Below are 21,648 nucleotides of genomic sequence, written 5' to 3'. Positions count from 1 at the left end.
TTCAAAATTTCTTACTCTATTATGCTTTATTTACATATCTTTACACTAAATTTGTCTAATTGTCACAAAGTTGTGAACGATTTGTGACAAAAAGTGTTGCATTATTGTCACATTCATAGTAATATATTCCTTGTAGACGATTTCCAATCAAATCGATCAATTATTAATTAGTTTAATTATAAATAGGAGAGTGAAAAAAATGATTACATTGTATACAACACCTAGCTCAGCTTCATGTCGTAAAGCAAAATCATGGTTAGAGGAAAATAACCTACCTTTTATTGAAAAAAATATTTTCAACGAAAGCTTAACTATTTCAGAACTGAAAGCAATTTTACGTTTGACAGAAAATGGAACAGAAGATATTATCTCATACCGTTCACAAGCCTTTCAAAATTTAAACGTACCATTAGATGAGCTTTCTTTGTCTGAAGTATTGGAATTGATCCAAGAAGAACCAAGTTTGATTCGCCGCCCTATTCTAATTGATGAAAAAAGATTGCAAATTGGGTTCAATGACGATGATATCCGTCGTTTCTTACCAAGAGAAGTTCGTCGCATTGATTTGTTAGAAATGCAAAAACAACTTTCTCATATTTCTTAGAACGCCATTATACTTAGCAGGAAAAAGACCAATCTTTCTTCTTGTAAACTAGTATTTTAATCACATAATAATAGAACCCGTTACATTAATGTCTGATGGTCAACCGTTAATGTAAGGGGTTCTTTGCTTTTTAGTTATAAAAGCAGCTTCTTTTAACAAAGGCCTTAGTAAGACCCTGTTAAAAGAAGCTGCTTATTTGTAATCAATTATTTTTTAGCATCCATATCAACTGTATTGTGTAAGCTAGGTGGAGCTGGTTTTAAAACTGGTTTTTCTCCCATCACTTCTGGCACATCTTTATAGATAAATTTCCCGCCATCTGGAGCTTCTCCTGTTGCGAATAGTTTGCTGTCTTCACCTTCAGAAAAGTTGTATAAGATATGGTTAATATCTTGGATTTCCCATTCTGAAACGCCTGAAGGAACAATGATTCCTTCTACTGCTTCAAGCTCTCTAGCAGCTTTGATCCATTGGTTTTGATGCATTGTATCACGAGCTAATAAAAATCCTAGCATATCTCTTACACCAGCATCATTTGTCATATGATACAGTCTAGCTACTTGAAGACGTCCTTGAGATTCTGCATTAATATTTGAACGGAAATCAGCCAGCAAGTTTCCACTTGCAGTAATATAAGAACCACTCCAAGGAACACCGTTTGAATCTTTTGCAGTGGGTCCAAGGCCCGTTACGATCGCATGTTGTAAATCCATGCCTCCCATAACCGCTGCAATAGCTGGATCGCTTTCAAATGCATTTTCTTGTGCATCTACTGGGGCATCATCAAGTAATTGAGCGATCATTGTAGCAATCATTTCAACGTGTCCAATTTCTTCCGCACCGGTATCTAAAATAAGGTCTTTGTATTTTCCATTTCCACGCGTATTCCATCCTTGGAACATATATTGCATAGCTACTGAAATTTCACCATACTGTCCTCCTAGGATCTCTTGCATTTTTCGAGCCATAAGTGGATCGGACTTGTCAGGTTTTGCATGATATTGTAATTCTTTTTTATGAATAAACATCTTTTATTTCCTTCCATTCTTCTCCAATATCTTATTTTTTATTACAACAGTAATTTACCACATAGACCATTTTCCTCGCAAAGAATACGCTCTCAATTTTTAGTTTATTTTATACCTCTTAACAGATTATAAATCAGGGAATTCAGCACTTTCTGTAGTAATAAAAATGGTAGATTCATCTTAAGGTAAAATAAAAAAACACGCTCCTTTTTAAAGCCAGGAAACGTGCAAAAATCAACTTTTTAACTATTAAATCATCATTCTTTTTTCTAATTCATTCAAAACTTCTCTTCTATAAAAAATAATAGTAATAATCAGCATAAACGTACTCAATCCAATCGACAGCCACGCTGGGAATGGATTCAACACCATGTCGAAAAAAAGGAAGACAAGCGGGATCAATCCTATCAATGCAGCACTCAGCAAGTACAAAATATAATCTCCGACTTCTACTTTTACTAAGCGAACAGCGACATACATAGCAACGAGGGAAAAACTACAAATAATTGGTACTGCATAAGTAGTTGACCAAGCTGCCCAACCCTCTACGTAATCCCAATAGATACTTAATAATGACAATGAAACAATTAGATAAACAATGCTTTTAGCAATACTTCGGCGTTTGCGAATGATGATCAAGATTACTAACCACATACTCACAATACCGAATAAAATGATGTTAAGACCTTTCATTGAGTGCAACCAGAATAATTCAATCAACAACGTTAGACTGATAGTCACAATAGAAATGCTCATTAAAATCCGTAAAACTTGTTCCTTATTAAAGCGTAAAGGAATATCTGGATAAGGATTAGGATCCTTCCCTTTTGAAATTCGTTCCAATGGCTGGTGACAAAGAGGGCAATTTAACCAATCGCCTTTAACCGATACATTACAATGCTGGCAATGACTCATGCTTCCTCACTCCTCATATCTGTATCAGTTATTTTGTTGGCCGCAATTGTCACAGGTACTCCAAGAGCCGTTAAATCTCTAACAAATTGTTTATATAATGTTGTCTCAACAAATGGAGAATTCAGGCAAATTGATAGATGTTCTCCGTGACTGATCACACAAAACTGTGGTCTTACAGCAGACGTTTGAAAATAAAACTGATGTACTTGTTCATCGATTGATTTAGGTAATGTTACACTTCCTAAATTAGACATCGCAAATGTTAGATTACGATTATTAAAGTAATTGATCACTTTTAAAATGACGTCTTTGATAGGTCTAATGATCACTCGCGTAAACGGATTGAACTCATAGGCAATCAATTTATTTAATCGTTGCTCTAAACTAACTGGATTAAGCTGCTGTTGCAGTTGTTCTTTAAGTGTTTTGCAAATAACTGCTAAATTTGTTTTTTCTTCAGGATCATACGTGTATTCCAAACGTGTAGTGCTAAAAAAATTTCGTGCAGAGTCTGAATAATAAAATTGTCTTAAATTGACAGGGACCGATACCGCTATTGTCATTCCTTTTTGTACAGCTGGATTCGTTTTTCGAATCGCTTCAATGAACAATGCTATTAAATAAATCGTAAGAGAAGCGTTCTGTTCATGTGCTAATGTCAAAAGATGTTGAATCGGCATATTTAGTTCAACGACATGTGTCCGATTATCAATAGTTCGTTTGCCTTTTATTTGATAAACTTTCTTTTTTTTCTCTTTTTTCTGTTGTGTAGAGGTTTCATATTGCAAGGCTATTTTCCCGTAACGGAGGGCGAATTTTCCAACCGTTTTACTTGCACCCGTTAATTTTCGGATAGCTGATTGTGTAGCTTCTGTATAATTGCGCTGTCCTTTATGGCGAAAGTAATGAATAAAACTATCGGCATTCGTATTTTCTATTGGACGCTTTAATCGGTAACTTTCTTTATTCCATTCAGATGAGTTGTCAGCGTATCGAAGGAAAGCATATTCACTAATTAAATCTTCAAAGAACCACAATGCACCAGTTCCATCTGATAATGCATGAAAGACTTCTAAATGAATACGATTTTGATAATAAACTACTCGAAACAACAATTCCTTGCGGTCATAATGATACAATTGCGCACAAGGGGTTTGTTCGTCTAACGTTACTTTTGGCTTAAGATCGCTTTCTTCTAAGTAATACCAAAAGATACCTCTGCGTAGTACACTATGGTATAAAACATAGGACTCAAACGTATTGTCTAGCGCTTGCTGCAACAGTTCGGGATCAACGGGATCTTCCATGGCTGCACTCAGACGGAAAACTTTAGTATCAAAATCAGTCATGGCTGCGAGAAAAATATTAGACGCATTATCCAAACGGACCCATGTTTTCCTCTTCATATTTCTCCCCCTTCCAGCTTAAGTTTCATTTAAAAAATCATTTATTGCTTGATAAGCTGCTGTCACTGGAGTTGCAAATTTAGGATACGTAATGAACCCATGTACCGCTCCTCCAATACGTTGAATTACGACATCGTTCCCTGCTTCTCTTAGAGCAATTCCATACATTTCACCTTCATCACGCAATGGATCAAATTCTGCTGTAATAACCAATGTTTTAGGTTGATTGGTTAAATCTTTTGTCAGCAATGGTGCTATATAAGGATTTTTACGATTAGCCTTATTTGATTCATACATTTCCATGTATTCTTGAATTTTTTTAGCTGTCAGCCCATATTTATAGCCATTTGTACGAATCGATTTAAATGGAGAATTTTTCGTATGATCCCAATAAGTAACCGGGTAAAGTAAAATTTGTTTAGTTGGTATGGCTTTTCCTCTATCTCTCAATAATAAAGAAACGGCTGCCGCTAAATTTCCACCGGCTGAATCCCCAATTAAGGTGATTTGTGAAGCATCCATTAATCCACTTAGTTCCAAATGTGTCATTAAGGTTTCTGCAACTCGATAGCAATCTTCCAACCCGGATGGGAAGGGAAACTCAGGAGCTAAACGATAATCAACGGAATAGACCATTCTTCCAGTTAAATCAGCCATGTTCTTACAGGCACTCGTATAGGTATCAATATCGCCTATTACCCAACCGCCTCCATGAAAAAACACTAATGCATCTTCATTTAATGGCTCCTTTGGAAAGAAGATACGCACTGGAATATCATGCGATCGATCTTGCGAATAAATTTTCTTATCCATGATGCGGTATCCGTTTCTTGGTTTCTTTGAAAAAAATTGTTGTAATTTCCGTATCCAAACATAATCTTCTTGCATATTGATTTTTGGTGAAGATATTAATTTTAAGATAAATCTAACGAATGGATTCATTGTTTTTTTCCCTTTCACACAAACCATTTCTTTTGTTTAGCATGAATTATCCTATTAAGATTGTCAAGCCAAATTAGTCTTCTATTGTTGATCCATTTATAAAATAATTTGGTTCTATAATTTTTAGTATCGGTAATTAAATTAATTAGTTTAAATTTCTACATTAGTACTGCTTGAACAAAAAAATTGACTGCTTCTATAGAACATTATCTTTTAAAGGGGACTGTTCAGTTAGATGGTTTTGAACACCTTATGAAGAATGGTATGGCCGTCACAAGGTACAGAAACTCATGTTATAGACCATAGGAGTGAAATAAAACTAATCATAGGGTATTCAAGGTCGGTTTACGGACCTTATGTGTGTGATAAAGCTAATCATATGGTCCATAAACCCTTTTAAGAACAGTGAGGACAAAAACTCCATCCAATTAGCAGATAAGAACATATTATTTATTGAATAACTAGTGATTTCGACTCAAGTCGCTTATTCAGGCATACAAAAAGGTTTGAGATATCACTACTATCCCAAACCTTCTATTATAATTTTAATTAAGTTTATTTCATTTTTCTTTCATCTGGTACAACATCACTTTTTAATAACCATTTATGGAAGAACCATTCTCCTCCACCAATTAAAACGGCTGGAATCAATACCATCATCCATAAATCATTTGTATAATCCATAGAAGTAAGGTAAATCCATAAAATAATTGCAGCTGCTCCTGAGTCGGCAATCGTAGCAGCGACATTACCTATTTTTCTCAAAATAACCAAGTCACCTAAAATATAGATCATGACTACAATGATAACTCCAACAATAGTAGAATCCATGAAACTTACATCATATATTCCTGTCAATACGATCCATAAAATAGCCCAAATCATAATGGCTTTTATTACTAAAGCTTTTACATGTTTCATTTTCCCATCACTCCTTTTTCTTATTTTTATTGCACAAAACAATTGGTAAATAAAATACCAATTGTTTTGCTTTGTCTAATGAAAGTTTACCTTACTGCTTATTCAAAATCAAAAAAATAACGACCTGTCGTTTTGTAATCCTACATTCATCAATAAATCGATGTAACAAAAGCTTCGGTTTCTTCAGTTGTCATCATTTTAAGGCCGCTGTACATTTTTTGAATTTCATTTACTATTGCTTTTCCTACTCCTTCTCCTCTGAAGGAAGGCAAGACTGCTAAATGTTGAATAACAAATTCTTGTTTTTGTACTTCAATACCAATAATGCCAATATATTTTCCTTCTTCTTGCCAAAAATACATTCCCAATTTTTATTCTGCTGGTACCGTAGCATTGTTTGTTGGAGGTGCTTTAATTCATGTCCTTTTGGCATGAGTGATAGCAAACCTAAAGCCACTTTATTCTGGCTATTTCTATACTTAACTAACACTAGATATCTTGCTCCTTTTTACTCATCCTTATTTGTAAAAAAAGATTACCATATCCTCAGCTTCTATACTATTAAAATAACCTTCTTTTTAACTCCTTTTTAAAAGTAAATAAGACAAAAAACTTTGCCAATTTTGCAGCGAAGCTTTTTATCTTATTTAGAATTTTCAAGCAACTAACAAATGATCAATTCTCTAGTTTAATTTGTTTTTTTTCTGATTGTTGGTAAGTCTTTACATATAAACCTTGTTTAGAAGACCATTCAGCATAAACAATCTCTTCAAGGTTTTGATATCCTTCTTCTTTTAAATTTTCAATCAACCACTTTTTGTCTTTCCCAATAGACTGTAATGTTTTTATTTCTATGACACTTTCATCAACTAATAAATAAGAAAATTCTTCGTCTTCTTCTGACTTATTCATTACACTGATAGAGCCGCCTATTTCTAAAACAGCATATTTAACGGTTCTCAAAGAAAAACAATTTTGACTTCTCAGCATAGATCTTAATTGTTCCATTTCAATATGATTGTTCTTAATTTCTAATAAATTCAGTTCTCCATCATAGATCAAAACAGAAGGGGTTCCTTTTATGAATGTATTTATTTTATCCTTTTTTTGTACAACCGATTCCAAGAAATAAATCATTATTCCCCATAACGCAACTGCGAATAAAAAATGCAAAATATTTATTTTATCGTCATATAGTGATTCTTCTAAGATTCCGCCAAGAACGAGAGTATAAATCAAATCAAACGGAGTAATTTCTGACAACGTTTTTTTTCCTAAAAGACGTGTAACTAATAGTAACCCTATTAAACCAACGACCAACTTGGACGCTATTTGCAGAAACATCATCTCTTATTCCCTCCTATGTTTTTTTAAGTACTGTATCTACTTTTCAACTTTTTTAATCTCTAGCGGACCTTTTCTACTCTTGTTCATCGGCTTCATTCTAATTCTATCGTACTTAATTTAATTGTCCATTTTATTGATTAGTTAACCTTAGCACAAAATAAAAAGCCTAAAACAGTTTTTAGACTTTTTATTTTTTTACTCTTTAACTGTATTATTTGCTGTTTTTTTGTACGCTTTTTCCATTGCAAGCGTCGCTAGCCAAGCTAGTACGCTGACTGAAAAAAAGAAAGCTAGTGCTGGCCATTTCAATAAGACTATTGCCATAACAATGATACTGATCAGCAATAATAAGCTGATCAGTGGTTGACTGACCATTAGTACCATACCTGTTAAAAAAAGGCGAGATACAGATACATTCACTTTTTTTGATAATGGACAGCTGTATAAAGAAGTTAATCCAAATAATATGCCAAAAGTATAAAGAGCGTATTTATAGATTTGTATGCCTGCTGTAGCGGTCATCTGGGTATTTAAAAACCAACTATCTAAAAATAAAATAAACATAATGATGCAAACTGGCAATCCAATCTTAAAACTGCTCCAAAAGTTTTGTTTAAAATAGTACATAAACGTACGAAACAGTGATTTGTTTGTTTTTCCGTTAGACCAGTCATTTGTTACTTGAAATAACGCGTCAGTTGCTGGAATGAGTGTAATAATAGGTAGGGAAAACAAAAGCCATATCAAATTCACAATAGCTAAGCGTGAAAACCATTCTGTTCCTTCAACTACACTATTTGTTAAATCAAATTTTTTCATTCTTAACTACCTTTCTTTTCATCCCTATTAAGATGTACTGTTGTTTTAAATTTTCACCCTTTTGTTCCACCTGTTAAATCCATTCCTTGAATAAAGTACTTTTGAGCAAAGAAGAATAATAATACCGTTGGAATCATTACCAATGTTGCACCGGCCATTAAATAGTTCCATTGAGTAGACGACTGGCTTTGGAAAGACTTCAACCCGATTTGCAATGTGTACATATCTTCATCATGAATATATAGCAATGGACCAAGAAAGTCATTCCAAGCTCCATTAAACGAAGTGATGCCAATCGTAATCAATGCAGGTTTAGTTAAAGGCACCATCAAACGGCTCCATATAAATAAATGATTAGCTCCATCTATTTGAGCAGCTTCAATCAATTCGTCACTGATAGACAGATAAAACTGACGCATTAAAAAGATGTTAAATGCACTTCCGAAAAATGATGGGACAATAAGCGGCAAGTAAGTTCCTACCCATCCAATTTTTGTGAACAAGATGTATTGGGGGATCATAGTCACAAATCCTGGAATCATCATAGTAGCCAATACTAAAGAAAACAAGAATTTTTTCCCAGGGAAAGAAATTTTAGCAAATCCATATGCAATAAATGAGTTAGATACAACATTTCCAAGAACTACAAAAAAGGTAATAAATAAAGTGTTTTTCATGTATTGAAAAAATGGAAAAGCCTGAATCGTATCGGTATAATTCGACCATTGAAATGTTTCAGGGAAAAAAGTCGGTGGAAATTGTACCACTTCTTCCATCGGTTTCAATGAAGTAAAGACCATCCATAGCAGGGGAGCTAGTAAAATAATACTTATTCCAATCAAAAGAATGTATGTGATGATTTTTCCAATCATTTTTTGTCTTTTTCTGCTTCGAAAATGCTTCTTTTTAGGTACTGCTTCAGCTTCTTTTAAAGATGTTGACTCAATCATTCGCTTCGCCCTCCTCCATAATGTACCCAACGAGGGGCTAATTTCATATTGATAAACGTTAAGCTCAATACAATTACAAAAAGAATCATCGACATAGCCATCGCGTAACCCATATCAAAAGCTACAAAGGCTTTATTCCACATGTGTAAATTATAGAACAGTAAGGAATTTGCTGGACCATTTGTTCCACTTTCTGACATAACATAGGCTTCTTGAAAGATTTGAAAAGCTCCAATTGTCGAAGTAACCACATCATAAAAAATAATTGGTGTGATCATTGGTAATGTAATATGACGGAAACGTGCAAATGCACTAGCTCCATCTATTTCTGCTGATTCATATAACTGATTCGGAACATTTTGCAGAGTAGCCAAGTAAAGCAGCATTGCTCCACCTACACTCCACAGTTTCATTAAAATCAGTGCCGGTTTTGTCCAATTCGGATCAAACAACCATGCAGGTCCATCGATACTGAACCAAGACAATACCACATTGACTAATCCTGATGAAGGAGAAAGCATCTGCATCCATAAAACATACACTGCTACTCCGGATAAAATAGCTGGCAAGTAAAAAATTGTTCTAAAAATAGAGATTCCACGGACTCTTTGGTTTAATAATACTGCTAATAAAACACTTCCTATAGCTGTAAGAGGCACGTTAAATAGCACATAATAGCCCGTATTATAAAGTGATTTCCAAAAAAGGTCATCTTGGGTAAACATTCTTTTAAAATTATCCATTCCAATATAATCCATTTTGGAGGTTAAATTATAATTGGTAAAACTTCCGATGAAAGAAAACAGCATGGGTCCAAGCATAAAAATAGCAAAACCAATAATGAATGGTGAAACAAAAAGGAATCCCCACAACGCTTCTTTTTTCTGCTTCTTTGACCATTTATTTTTCTTTTTTAACCTTTCCATTGTGTCACCTCTTCCTTATAAAAATAAACAAAAGGCTGGGACAAATATCCCAGCCCCCTTTACATATCGAAATGATTTTTCTAGAATAGAAGCCAAAAAAGCTGACTTGCTTTTTTGAATAGTTATTTTATCTTTTTATCCATTATTTATTTTGTTCAACAAGGCTTTCAACAGACTTTTGAGCATCATTTAAGGCTTCTTCAGCCGTTTTATTTCCAAGCAAAGCCTCATCGATTTGTTCATTTACTAATGAAGAAAAATCTGGAGCTGTTAATGGAACTGGTGTAATAACAGTCTGTTCAAGGCTCTTATCTGCCAATTCATAAATCATTTGGCCTTCTTCATCTAAATCTGGATGTGTTGTTAAATTTTCATTGGCATTTTTATTTGCCATGATATCAAAACTATTCAGCCCAAACTCTTCTTGTACTTCATCTGAAGTCAAGTATTTCATAAACTCATAAGAAGCCTCAGGATTTTCTGCTCCATATGGAATTTCTAATCCAAATCCACCGCCCCATGACCAATTGCCAGAACCTTCTTCATGTTCAGGTAAAGCCACTACACCAAAATTAAAATCTTCTGGTGCATTTTCAAGTAATTCAGTATAATAATTGATGTTTTGTGCTCGAATACCTACTAATCCAGAAATGAATGGATCTGAGACTCCCGAGCCAAATTCTGCTTCATACGTATTGATAGTATCTTGGCCATAATAATCTTGCCACTCCATAACCCACTCAAGAGCTTCGACTTTTTCAGGAGTATTGATGGCTACGTTTCCTTTGTCATCAAACCAACTAGTCCCGTTATCAGCATTTAATGCCCATACATCTGTACCTAGGTTCCATAAAGGATAGAACCCAATTCGTTCCCATGAATCGCCGTTTTTCTTATCTAATGCTCTTGCATATTCTTCTAAATCTTCCCAAGTTTTAGGAGGATTCTCTGGATCTAAGCCAACTTCTTCAAATAAGTCTTTATTGTAGAACAGGACTTGTGTATCTGTATTGAATGGCAACGCATAAGCTTCGTCTTCATAAAGGACTGTGTCCCATAATTGAGGGTAAAAACGTGATTGAATATCTTCATCTTCTTTATCTAAGTACCCTTGAATATTGATTGCTTGCTGTGCATCAGCTCGTTGTTCAATTGAATTAATGTCTTGAACAATAACATCAGGAGGATCTCCAGCGGCAATCGACGCTAATGATTTTGTCCATATGTCTCCCCAAGGTTGGTAAACATGCTCGACTTCGATTTCATCTTGCGAAGCATTGAAGTCTTCAATAATTGCTTCAATTTTTTCACGACGAGGACCAGATCCCCAAAATGACCAAAATTCTAAAGTCGTTTTCCCATCACTATTTTCTGTTGTTGATCCTTCATTTCCATTACCACATGCTGCTAATATAAGTGCAGTTCCTGCTATCAAACTTAGTGATAGCCATGATCGTTTTCTTTTCTTCATCCCTTACCAACCTTCCTTTACATTCTGTCCTTTTTTTGCCAAATGATACTGACTAACGCAACCGTTATCAACACTTATATAACAGCGCCTCTCCACAAATAATATACTATAGTTTCGAAGTATTCAACTAATAGCCTTTTTTGAAAGTTTTATTCATAGACTCCAAACCTGTTCTATTTTTACCCCTATTTCTAGAAAATCAATGGACCTCTATTTTTAAGCTTTTTAATACATCTAGCGTTTCCTTATGCAATTCTTCAGTAGATCCTACACACACATTTTCCAATACACTGATGGTAGCAAGTGGGAAAGAATTGTGTAACATAATGGCATTAGACAATACACACACATTCGTTTCAACACCGACAAATTCAATGATTCGATCAGGATCATCTTCATATTGATTTCTTAATTCTTCTGCATCTTCAGGCGAAATGGAATGAAATTTCTTTTTAAGCGCATGATGTTTTTTTAAAGCTTCTTTTAAAGGCCCGAAAAGTTCTAGACCCCATTTTTTTTCTTCATCTGAACGATTATCATCTTCTAGCTCATGTTGATTTAGTGTGTAATAAATTGGTTCACCTTTTTTTTCTTGATCTTTTATTTCTTGGATTATCTTGGGTACTAACTTTTCAGCATTTTTCACTGAAAGGACCCCTTTTTTTTCGTCTACAAAATCATTTTGCATATCGATTACAAAAAGCATGTTATCTCCTCCTTTTTTACTTGAACACTAAAAAAGCTACACATTTCGTGTAACTTTTTTAGCGACTTAATCTACCATTTTTTCGCTCTATTGCTGGATCAATTCATTACTTAGGATGATCCTCTATATTTGGTAAATGAGGATCTGCAAGTGTATCACCATTAGAGTCATTATTTGCTGATCCAGGTGTTGGTCCTACTCCTGGAATAATCGGATTTACCCCAAAACCTGGAGCCGTAGTATTCGCATTTGGAGCAACAAAGATTGGTTGAGCTTTTTGATCATCATCTACTTGCTGAGTATCATCATCGATAAGTACCACAAATTCATCGTTTTTAATGGCATCAGTGTATTTTTGTGTTGTTTCCTTATCAAAACCATATTTTCCAAGTGGACTGTCTTCCTCATTTGAAAAAACATTTTTCACTTTATCCCATACCGAAGTTGACTGTTCTTCAGTTGTAACAGCTTCAACTTCTGCTAAGGTCTGTCCTTGAATCGCTTCTATATTTTCTTTACTTGCAACTACAGTAATGTTATCTGATCGATAACCTTCTTTTAAAAGTTGTTCAACTTTTGTGGTTGTTTCTTCAATCGTAGGATATGCACCTTGAATTTTTTTCATTTGTCTATTCACGCCTTTCAATTTTTATTTGTCTTTATCATAACAAATAAAACAAACGCTTCCAAAGATAATGCTTTTTGCTCTTCATAAAATTTTCTTTCGAAACTCTATTGGGCGGGTCTAGGATAAATTCCTATTCAAAAAACAGTTTAAAGTGATACAATATAAAGGAAACGATGAAATTGGTATAGAAAAATTAGACGATGCTTTTTAAGGGAGAGAAACGATATGAAACAGAACTTTAATAAACTTGGATTGCTAACCCTTGCTTCTTTTGCCGTATTAAGTGCCTGTGGAAACAATAATGAGAGTGACAGCCAGAACACTGACGAAGAAAAGCAAGTTTTAAATTTATCAGCTGAATCAGAAATGGATACAATGGATACGACAATATCTACTACTAACTTTACGCCGATGAATAATGTTTTTGAGGGACTGATGACCTACGACCTTGATGGAAATCTAGTGCCAGGAAATGCAATGGAGATGCCGGCAGTTTCAGAAGATGGATTGACCTACACTTTTACGATTCGTGACGATGCAAACTGGTCAAATGGTGATACGGTTACTGCAGATGATTTTGTGTTTGCTTGGAAAAGAATGGTGGACCCGGAAAATGGTTCTGGGTATGCTTACTTATTTTCAGGAATCGTTAACAATGCTGAAGCTATTTTAAATGGTGAAAATGCTGTTGCTGATCTTGGAGTTGAAGCAGTTGATGAAAAGACCCTGCAAGTAACGTTAGAAAAACCTGTACCCTATTTCCTTGATGTTTTAACGATTCCATGTTATTTCCCACAAAATGAAGCTTTTGTAATGGAACAAGGTGAAAATTATGGCTTGAATGCTGAGAACGCTATTTATAATGGTCCTTTTACTTTAGCTGAATGGGATTCTGCCTCAGGCGATTCTTGGAAATACCTAAAAAACAATGAATATTGGGACAAAGATACTGTTCAGTTAGACGAAATTGATACACAAGTCGTCAAAGAAGTTGGAACCGGACTTAATCTATATGAATCTGGCGAACTAGATTCTATTTCCCTTTCTGGTGATTTTGTTGCTCAATATACTGAAAATACAGATTTTAAAACAAATGATAAGGCTTGGATCTACTACATTGAAGTGAATCATGAAGTTCCCGAATTAGCGAATGAAAATATCCGCAAAGCGCTAACTTATGCCATTAATCGTCAAGGATTCACAGATAATGTTCTCTTAAATGGTTCTCATCCAATTTTCGGCCACGTCCCTAATGGATTATCTAAAAATCCCGAGACAGGTGTTGACTTTCGTGAGGATGCAGGTGATGTAGTCGAGTACAATGTCGCAATAGCTCAAGAAGCTTGGCAAGCAGGGCTAGATGAATTAGGAACAGATAGCTTTTCATTGGAGTTGACGACATCTGATTCTGAAGACAGCAAAAAATTAGCCGAATTCTTACAAAGTGAATTGCAAAATAATCTGCCAGGATTAACGATCGATATTCGACAAATGCCTGATAACTCTAGATTAGATAATATCAAGTCTGGAAATTACCAAATCGCTACTTCTTATTGGTTAGCTGACTTTGCTGATCCAATAAACTTTGTTGAACGTTTTGATACCGATATTAATCGTGGTAATTATTCATTTGAAGACATTGACGCACTTGTTGATCAAAGCAACCAAGAATACGATGATGCTTTAGCAAGATGGAACACGTTAATTGAAATTGAAAAAGTAGCTTTGGGTGAACATTATGTTGATGTCCCAATATACCAAACAGCGGAAGCTTATCTTGAAAAACCTTTTGTAAAAGACATTTACCGTCCGGTTTTCGGTAGCCGCAGCTTCAAATATGCTTCTATCGATGAAGCACAAAAAGACTAGTTTAACTATTAAATCAGTCTAAAAAAACAACCTTCTTTCATAATGAAAAAGGTTGTTTTTTTGCATAGATAGTGTGATTATTGATAATTTATACTTTTCTTAAGGGTTTTCCTTTATACTAAATGAATAACTTATTTAAGGAGCTTATTTGATGAAATTAAAAGTTGTAACCGATTCAACAGTTGAATTAACTAATGAAGAAATAACTCGTTATGGTATTACGATAGTTCCATTATCTTCTATGATCAATAACGTAACCTACCATGATGATATTGAATTATCAAACGAAGAGTTCTTACTAAAAATGAAACAATCCCCTGAATTGCCAAAATCTTCTCAACCGCCTGTTGGGAAATTTTTAGATGCTTATAACCAGTTAACGGCTGATGGAAGTGAAGTGTTATCTATACATGTAACCGAAACCATAAGTGGAACCGTCCACTCTGCTCATCAAGCTGCCGGTTTAGCTAATGGAAAAGTAACTGTTATCGACTCTGAATTTTGTGCTCGCGGACAAGCGTTTCAAGTGCTTGCTGCAGCTGAATTTGCTAGCAATGCTTCTTCAATGGAAGAACTATTAAATCATTTAGAAGATATACGATCAAGAACTGTTCTTTATATCAGTATTGCCAACCTTGAAAATATGATAAAAGGCGGTCGAATTGGTAAAACTATGGGCAAATTTACTTCGTTAATGAATATCAAAGCTACTTTAGAAATGACTGATGGAAAACTTCATTCAGATTCTAAAGGACGTGGAACGAAGTCCATTGTGAAGCGCTATAAAGAAATCTGTCACACACTTCATGATGCACCTAAAAAAGTCATGTCGATTGGTTTTACTCATGTGGGTATGAGCGACTATTCGACTACCATTTTAAACATGTTAAAAACGACCTTTCCACATGTTGAACCAATGGTTTCTTATGCCAGTCCTAGTGTTATGACGCATGCTGGTCCAGAAGCTATTTCTGTTCAGTTCTTATTAGAAAAGTAACTGACATTCAGTCCTATAATAAAAGCCAATCCATTCCTAAAGTAATAGGAATGGATTGGCTTTTTAATGTAGAAAAAGAGTCGAAAATTTGCTTCTTAATTATTAAGCGAATGAAATTCATTGACTCATTTTATATATAGCATCTGCTGTTTCTGTCCAAATATAATCAAAAAAATGAATCTTTGAAAGACACCTTAAAATAAATATGGAACCTCAAAAAAGCTGGTATGTTTCATTCAGCGTTTTTGAGATTTTATTAAAATTGTTTTTACATTTTTATTGGAACACATTTTTTTAACTTTTAGTCATTTTCTACAGATAAGAATTCTCCAGTTTCAGCATTTAAATGCACATCTACTTCATTATTTCCTTCTTCAAATTCACCGATAAATAACGGAATTTTTGTATCATCATCTGCCTCTATATTCCAAGAAACCATCGTAGCATTAGGTGCTTCTTCCTCAGCTTTTGCAATCAATTCATCAATAGCCATTACATCATCAGTCATTAACTCTTGATCATCAAAGTCTGAATCTTTCTTTTCTGTGTTGTTTTTTGTTTCTTCCCCGGTTTCTGCATTGACTTCCCATTCAATTTCTTGAGTATCATCAAATCCGTTGATTTCAAATGTATATTCACCAAAATCTTTGTCAAAATCAACTGAAGAGATTGCTGCATCCGGATAAGCTTTTTGGAAATCAGCAACTGCTTGTTCATAGGTTACTGAAAAACTCTTTCCTTCAAAATTTTCTGAAGATGCTACAGAACTAGAGCTTTCAGACTCCATCATTGAAGAACTTTCCATTGAACTAGTTGCCTCAGATTCAGATGTCGAAGCAGGTGCTTCCTCATTTGGTGTTTCTGTACTACATGCGGCTAACAATATTAATGCACTTCCACTAACCAATCCTAATTTTAATTTAGTTAACATATCATCATCTCCTTACTGATATAATAACAAATTAAAAGAAATCTTCCTAAAATTCTGCCTCTTAAAAACTAAAAATCAGGCTTAAGGCGTAGTTTGTACCCTAATTTAAGTTGGTATTTTTGAACACAATTCTTATTTACCTTACTCTAAAAAAGATCCTTATAGGCTTTATCTTTTTTCTAATTCTGATTTCAAGAAATTTGCCAACTCCAACATAGCATATTTTCCTGCTGCTTTTTCAGCATCAGCGTTATAGTTGGTGTTTGTATTGACATCGTAAGCCTGAGCTTGTCCGTTAACATCAAAAATGAATTCAATGGCTGCTACATCAATGTGTTGTCCTTTAAGGAATTGTTCATATTGTTCAATCTGTTCATTTGGCAATGAATCAATGATCGTAAATTTATTCGCTACTGGCACATCACCAATTTGGCAGCTGTCTGCTGGACATAATTCAAACCCATCACTTGAGTCGACTTTTACAGCATAAAAGAACTTTCCGCCAATGAATTCGGAACGGACGATCGTCCCATCAGCTGGTTTAACGTATGCTTGTATCAGACTGATGCCATCAATTGAGTCTTCAAATTCAGGACCCTCAACGTAAGCTTTTAGCTCTTCTATAGAGTTCAACAATCGAACTCCAAGACCTTTTCCAGCACGATTGTGTTTAATGATAAAAGGAAATTGATTTAACTTTTCAGCTGCTTTAAGAATGTTTTCTTTCCCTACAGCTCCATAAGTCTCTGGTGTCTTGATTCCATATTTTTGTAAGGCTAAATGTTGTTTCAATTTGCTTACTTCTAACTCGATGGCTTTAGTCCCATTAAAGACCACCGCATGATGGCTTTCCAACCACGTTAAAAGATTATCCGTTAATTCAGGAGCGTATCGATGTCCGCGAGTATGCGAGGAAGCACTCATTCGATTATAAAAAATTCCTTCTGGAGGTTCTTCTTGAATATCAATCATGCCATCAGATAAATCCCATAATTCATAAGGAGCCTTTAGCTCATCTAATCGTGCTGTTAAATGTCTTGTCCAATCATTATTTTCATGTATAATATAAATTTTTTTCACGTTTATCTGCTCCCTGTGCTAGTTTATTTTTTTCTTGTTAGTTAGCTGTCTATTTCAGTTCTTTTGCCATTTGTACCCGTGTTTTACCGTAAGCCAATTCTTTTTCTGTCTGAGCAATAATAACTGGCGCTAATGCATTTCCAATCACGTTAACTGCAGAACGACCCATATTGATAAAGAAATCTACTGAAACCATCAAAGCCACTCCTTCAGCCGGCAAGCCAAGTTGCGTCGCTGCCGCTAGTAACACTACGACCGCTCCTGATGGAACAGTTGCGATCCCTTTGGTAACAATCGTTAAGAATAAGACTAATGCAATAATTTCTCCTAACCCTAACGTTACATCATACATATTAACAATAAACATAGTTGCTAAGCTAATATAGACACATGCTCCATTTAAATTAAATGAATAGCCTAGTGGTGTAACAAATGAAGAAACTGCTGGCGACACCCCATATTTCTTTAGTCGATCAATCAAAGAAGGCAAAACGACACTTGAACTTCCAGTCGTAAATACGACTAGGACAAGATCTCCAATAGTTTTTAATAAAGCAAAGTAAGGTATATGGAATAGCCAAGCTATAATGGGAAAAATCACAAAAACGACAACTGCAAATGCTACATACGTAAATAGGACAAATTGGCCTAATGAAAATAAGTTTCCGATTCCATAAGCTGCTATATCGTAAGCTAGAAAGCCGAATACTCCAATAGGCGCAAAGGAAATCGCATAGTCAATCATTTTAAACATGGCTTGAGACCATGATTCAAAGAACGAAATAACAGGTTGAGCTTTTTCTCCTATTGAGACTAAAGCCAATCCGAGTAAGACGCCAAAAAAGAGGATCGGCAATAGGTTGCCATCTGCGAAAGCTTGAAATAGATTACTGGGTACAATACTCAAGAAAAAGGTTTGAAAATCAATCCCGCTGGCAATACCGTCAAGCGATTCAGTCGTCATGTTTCCCGCTTCAAAATGACTGCCGATAGCTGTCCATTTTCCGGCTAAGATACTCAGAATAATCAACCCTGTAGTGACCGAAAAAAAGTACACAAAAGATTTTCCCGCTACTTTCCCAAAACTTTTAGTATCACTGATGTTGACGATAGCTAAAATAATGACTGGGAAAATAAGCGGTATAATGATCATTTGAATTAAATTCATAAAAATCGTTCCAAAAATTTCCAATTGAAGTCCTACCGTTTTGCTAAAATAACCTACCACTATACCAGCCATAGCCCCTATCAGGACTTGTATCGTTAAACTGGGCTTTTTGATCCATTTTTTCTTCGTTTTCATGGTCTTCTATTCCTCCGATTCTATTAAAAAGTACAAAAAAAGTGCATGAGCAACTTACACTCATGCACAGACGATCCATCTTTATTATTATTGACAAAAATCCCTAAACAACCTAAACAGGCACTTAGTTCTTTTGGAATAAACTATAGAGCTGACCCTTACTTATTTAGTCAGAAAGAAGCCCTACGAAAAGATGATTGCTGATAACATGAGTGGTTCATACAACATGGACAACACAACACGTTTAGACAATTCATCTTTTTCATATTCGCTTCCTCCTTCTTGTTTTAGTTTGTTTTTCTCTAACGGTGAGCGCTCACGCGTTTAAAGTAAGCTCATTGTAACAATGTACTTTTTCACTGTCAACGTTTTCTTTCAAAAGTTCTTTCTTGCATGTTGATTATCCTACTTTTTCTACCGTTACTTTCTTTTGTAAATTTTGTGCATCTCTGACGTTAAATGAAGTACTGTCTTTGTGTTGGACTTTACTAGCTGAACAAGCTGTGGCTAAGGTCAACGCGTCAACAAATGATTTCTTTTGTGCCAAACTTGCTAAAAATGAACCTACAAAACAATCACCAGCACCGGTATCATTTACGACAACAACTGTAGGAACGCCAATTTGATAGAACTCATTTCCATGACCGCACAAACTGCCTTTTCCACCTTGAGAAACGATCACATACTCGATCGTCTTCGTTAATTCTTTAACGGTATCTACTAAAGATTCTCCTTGGGTTGAAAGTTCTTGGATCTCAAATCGATTCGGTTTAATAAAATTCACGCCTGCTTTTACTGCTGTCTTCAACGCTTCACCTGAAAGATCGCAAGCAATAAAGCAGCCAATACCTTTCAATAGTTCTAACAATTTTTCTAAATCAGTGATCTCAAAACCAGGCGGCATTGAACCTGCAATCAACACCGTATCCTCAGCTTCAACTTTTTCTTCAATTTTATCAAACAATAGAGACTTGTCATAACTCGAAACAGCGTATCCCCGCTCTGTGATCAAGATACTGCCGCTGATGTTTTTTTCTAATATTACATAACTTTCTCTAGTGGGTTTACCATAAATGTCCACAAAGTCATGATTAATGCCCTTTTCTTCTAATATCTTTTCAAGTTTACTTTTATTTGTGGTTCCGCAAAATCCTAATGCCAGATTTTCTACTCCTAACTTACTCATAGCGTAGGAACCGTGGTGGCCTTTTCCGCCTAAATCATAAGCAATACTTTCCAAACGATTGTTTTTTTCTTTTGTTAATTCGTCTTCAAGATACAACAATCGATCAATTGTTGGATTTAACGTAATCGTATAAATCATGTGATATCCTCCTCTTATAGAAGCCGCTAATGTACTACGAATACTTGTTACATTATTCATTATAGCACTTAACTAAATCGTTTACACAACCAAGCTTTTTATTAACGATTTCAAGAAAAAAAGCACATTCCTATCCCCGCTCCCATCGTGCTTGGAGGAGTGAGTTCTTTTTTCTGCTTCACTTTAACGTGAACGTGCAAATTGCTTTGACGAAACAGTGACGATCTTTTTGGTTATCACTGTTCCAACCAGAACAGTTGCACGAAAGTGTGAGAAAGCTTTTTATCCTCCATTTATTCGTGCAGCGTCGTTTAGTTGTCGTGAAAGGAATGAAAGGACCTCTTATATCCAAAATTGTGCTTGATTACTTGTATAAAGACAAAAAAGTTCATTGCATTTTCACAATGAACTTTCTTAAATCGCTAAATTGTTGTCTTAGTCTTTTTTCTATGACACTTAAATCAGTGACAGTCTAATAAAAGCAAAACAAACGAATGCAGATAACAATGCTAAAAACCCGCTGATAGTAAAAAGTATGACTGCTAAATGAGGTGTCGTTCCTTCTTTAGCAACTGTCAGCTCCACATTTTGTTTTATAGTCATCAAGCCTAAAATAATAGACACGATATTTCCAGTCAGTAAATTGCTGAAGATAAAAATTAGCACTGTTCCCTTCCAAACTTTCTGGCTAATTTGGTTTTGTGCAGCTGATAAAACAACAAACCAAAATAGTGAAAGCAATGCGATCAACAACATTACAGGGTTCATAGGCTGACTAGTTAAATAAACTGAAAAAGTTTCTCCGCTTAAACTAGCGTTTACAGCAAAGTAAACAAAAAAGATAACCGGTGCTAAAATTAAATAACCGCGTAAAAAGAAAAATGGCTCAAACTTACTTTGCAAGCTGGATAAACTTTGTTTCATCTTAGTGTTCCTGCCTTTCAATTTTATTTTGTTGGTAATAATCCAGATACGCTCTAAATAAAGAATCGGTGACTTGAAAAAGCGATAAGAAAGAAAAGATATCTTCTCCATTCAATACGATTGGTGTTGCTTGAAAATAAAGGTTATGGGTCGCCATAGAAGCTAAATTATTGTTTCTTAAGTTAGTGATCGATAAAATGGGAATCCCTTTCAGTTTAAGCATGTTCATCTCGTCTTTAACTTCTTGGATATCGCCACTTAATGATAAAACAATCAATAAATCGTCTTCTGTGATAGTCGACGCTGCGGCCATTTGCAACTCTCTTTGAGCAGAAAGAAGAATGAAAAACTTTTCTAATGGTACAAAATTTCGTCTGAAATCAGATAGAACATCTCTTTGTCCCCAACCTGTGCCATAACAAAAAATACGTTTAGCAGCATGGATTTCTTTTAAAATAGGTGATAAATCGGTTTGATTGAATAACTTTAAAGTTGCTTGACTATCTACACTTTGCATTGAGCTGAAACTCACTTGTTCCTCATTTATTTTCAATTGT

At 35.0% G+C, this 21,648-nt stretch carries 22 protein-coding genes; 3 read left to right on the top strand and 19 right to left on the bottom strand.

What is annotated here, in order from left to right:
- The first annotated feature begins 199 nt into the window (after positions 1-199).
- On the top strand, positions 200-604 hold the full coding sequence (gene spxA / locus NST49_RS05040) for a transcriptional regulator SpxA (protein ID WP_023179095.1): 405 nt from the start codon (positions 200-202) through the stop codon (positions 602-604).
- A gap of 206 nt (positions 605-810) precedes the next feature.
- On the opposite strand, the gene NST49_RS05035 is transcribed toward spxA, so the two are convergent.
- The 13 genes from NST49_RS05035 to NST49_RS04975 all read right to left on the bottom strand — a co-directional run bounded on the left by NST49_RS05035 (position 811) and on the right by NST49_RS04975 (position 12,660).
- Entirely contained in the window at positions 811-1,632 is an 822-nt protein-coding gene (locus NST49_RS05035; RefSeq protein ID WP_034537531.1) for a manganese catalase family protein, read from the bottom strand.
- 249 nt (positions 1,633-1,881) lie between these two features.
- Positions 1,882-2,547, bottom strand: coding sequence for a DUF6320 domain-containing protein (locus NST49_RS05030; RefSeq protein ID WP_034537532.1), 666 nt, complete (start codon positions 2,545-2,547; stop codon positions 1,882-1,884).
- Entirely contained in the window at positions 2,544-3,953 is a 1,410-nt protein-coding gene (locus tag NST49_RS05025) for a hypothetical protein (RefSeq protein WP_023179099.1), read from the bottom strand. Before NST49_RS05025 ends, NST49_RS05030 begins: the two co-directional genes overlap by 4 nt.
- Positions 3,954-3,971: 18 nt before the next feature.
- Complete coding sequence (locus NST49_RS05020) at positions 3,972-4,895, bottom strand: alpha/beta hydrolase (protein WP_023179100.1); 924 nt, start codon at positions 4,893-4,895, stop codon at positions 3,972-3,974.
- A gap of 555 nt (positions 4,896-5,450) precedes the next feature.
- Entirely contained in the window at positions 5,451-5,816 is a 366-nt protein-coding gene (locus NST49_RS05015; RefSeq protein WP_034537535.1) for a DUF2512 family protein, read from the bottom strand.
- A gap of 149 nt (positions 5,817-5,965) precedes the next feature.
- The gene (locus tag NST49_RS05010) at positions 5,966-6,178 is read right to left on the bottom strand and encodes a GNAT family N-acetyltransferase (protein WP_341048673.1); all 213 of its coding nucleotides are present in this window, start codon (positions 6,176-6,178) and stop codon (positions 5,966-5,968) included.
- Positions 6,179-6,491: 313 nt separating this feature from the next.
- Positions 6,492-7,160 carry a DUF421 domain-containing protein gene (locus NST49_RS05005; protein ID WP_341048671.1) on the bottom strand — a complete coding sequence of 223 codons (669 nt, stop codon included), beginning with the start codon at positions 7,158-7,160 and terminating at the stop codon, positions 6,492-6,494.
- A gap of 198 nt (positions 7,161-7,358) precedes the next feature.
- Entirely contained in the window at positions 7,359-7,982 is a 624-nt protein-coding gene (locus NST49_RS05000) for a YesL family protein (protein WP_187948493.1), read from the bottom strand.
- A gap of 53 nt (positions 7,983-8,035) precedes the next feature.
- Complete coding sequence (locus tag NST49_RS04995; RefSeq protein WP_301426173.1) at positions 8,036-8,854, bottom strand: carbohydrate ABC transporter permease; 819 nt, start codon at positions 8,852-8,854, stop codon at positions 8,036-8,038.
- Between the two features lie 74 nt (positions 8,855-8,928).
- Positions 8,929-9,858, bottom strand: coding sequence for a carbohydrate ABC transporter permease (locus NST49_RS04990; protein ID WP_034537540.1), 930 nt, complete (start codon positions 9,856-9,858; stop codon positions 8,929-8,931).
- 142 nt (positions 9,859-10,000) lie between these two features.
- On the bottom strand, positions 10,001-11,329 hold the full coding sequence (locus NST49_RS04985; protein WP_341047354.1) for an ABC transporter substrate-binding protein: 1,329 nt from the start codon (positions 11,327-11,329) through the stop codon (positions 10,001-10,003).
- A gap of 199 nt (positions 11,330-11,528) precedes the next feature.
- Complete coding sequence (locus tag NST49_RS04980) at positions 11,529-12,035, bottom strand: cysteine hydrolase family protein (RefSeq protein WP_301426113.1); 507 nt, start codon at positions 12,033-12,035, stop codon at positions 11,529-11,531.
- A gap of 106 nt (positions 12,036-12,141) precedes the next feature.
- On the bottom strand, positions 12,142-12,660 hold the full coding sequence (locus tag NST49_RS04975; protein WP_341047352.1) for a general stress protein: 519 nt from the start codon (positions 12,658-12,660) through the stop codon (positions 12,142-12,144).
- Positions 12,661-12,888: 228 nt separating this feature from the next.
- Here NST49_RS04975 and NST49_RS04970 point away from each other — a divergent pair, with 228 nt between their 5' ends.
- Positions 12,889-14,532 (top strand): peptide ABC transporter substrate-binding protein, encoded by a 1,644-nt coding sequence (locus NST49_RS04970; protein ID WP_251165698.1) that lies wholly within the window; start codon positions 12,889-12,891, stop codon positions 14,530-14,532.
- Between the two features lie 151 nt (positions 14,533-14,683).
- Positions 14,684-15,529, top strand: coding sequence for a DegV family protein (locus tag NST49_RS04965; protein WP_023179113.1), 846 nt, complete (start codon positions 14,684-14,686; stop codon positions 15,527-15,529).
- Between the two features lie 301 nt (positions 15,530-15,830).
- On the opposite strand, the gene NST49_RS04960 is transcribed toward NST49_RS04965, so the two are convergent.
- From NST49_RS04960 to NST49_RS04935, 6 genes are all read right to left on the bottom strand, one after another.
- On the bottom strand, positions 15,831-16,460 hold the full coding sequence (locus NST49_RS04960; RefSeq protein ID WP_251165699.1) for a PepSY domain-containing protein: 630 nt from the start codon (positions 16,458-16,460) through the stop codon (positions 15,831-15,833).
- A 168-nt stretch (positions 16,461-16,628) separates the two neighbouring features.
- Complete coding sequence (locus tag NST49_RS04955; RefSeq protein ID WP_341048670.1) at positions 16,629-17,546, bottom strand: ATP-grasp domain-containing protein; 918 nt, start codon at positions 17,544-17,546, stop codon at positions 16,629-16,631.
- A 43-nt stretch (positions 17,547-17,589) separates the two neighbouring features.
- Positions 17,590-18,843: a dicarboxylate/amino acid:cation symporter gene (locus NST49_RS04950; RefSeq protein WP_187948504.1), complete on the bottom strand. Its 1,254-nt coding sequence runs from the start codon at positions 18,841-18,843 to the stop codon at positions 17,590-17,592.
- Between the two features lie 400 nt (positions 18,844-19,243).
- Positions 19,244-20,167 (bottom strand): 1-phosphofructokinase family hexose kinase, encoded by a 924-nt coding sequence (locus tag NST49_RS04945; protein WP_023179121.1) that lies wholly within the window; start codon positions 20,165-20,167, stop codon positions 19,244-19,246.
- Positions 20,168-20,623: 456 nt separating this feature from the next.
- Entirely contained in the window at positions 20,624-21,091 is a 468-nt protein-coding gene (locus tag NST49_RS04940; RefSeq protein WP_023179123.1) for a hypothetical protein, read from the bottom strand.
- A 1-nt stretch (position 21,092) separates the two neighbouring features.
- A complete protein-coding gene (locus NST49_RS04935; RefSeq protein WP_341047350.1) occupies positions 21,093-21,608 on the bottom strand; it encodes a MurR/RpiR family transcriptional regulator in 516 nt (171 codons plus the stop codon).
- Positions 21,609-21,648: the final 40 nt, after the last annotated feature.

This window comes from Carnobacterium sp. FSL W8-0810 (assembly GCF_038007125.1).
GTDB lineage: Bacteria > Bacillota > Bacilli > Lactobacillales > Carnobacteriaceae > Carnobacterium_B > Carnobacterium_B inhibens.
Note: the sequence above shows the minus strand (reverse complement) of the source record. Positions and strands in the feature narration are given on the sequence as shown.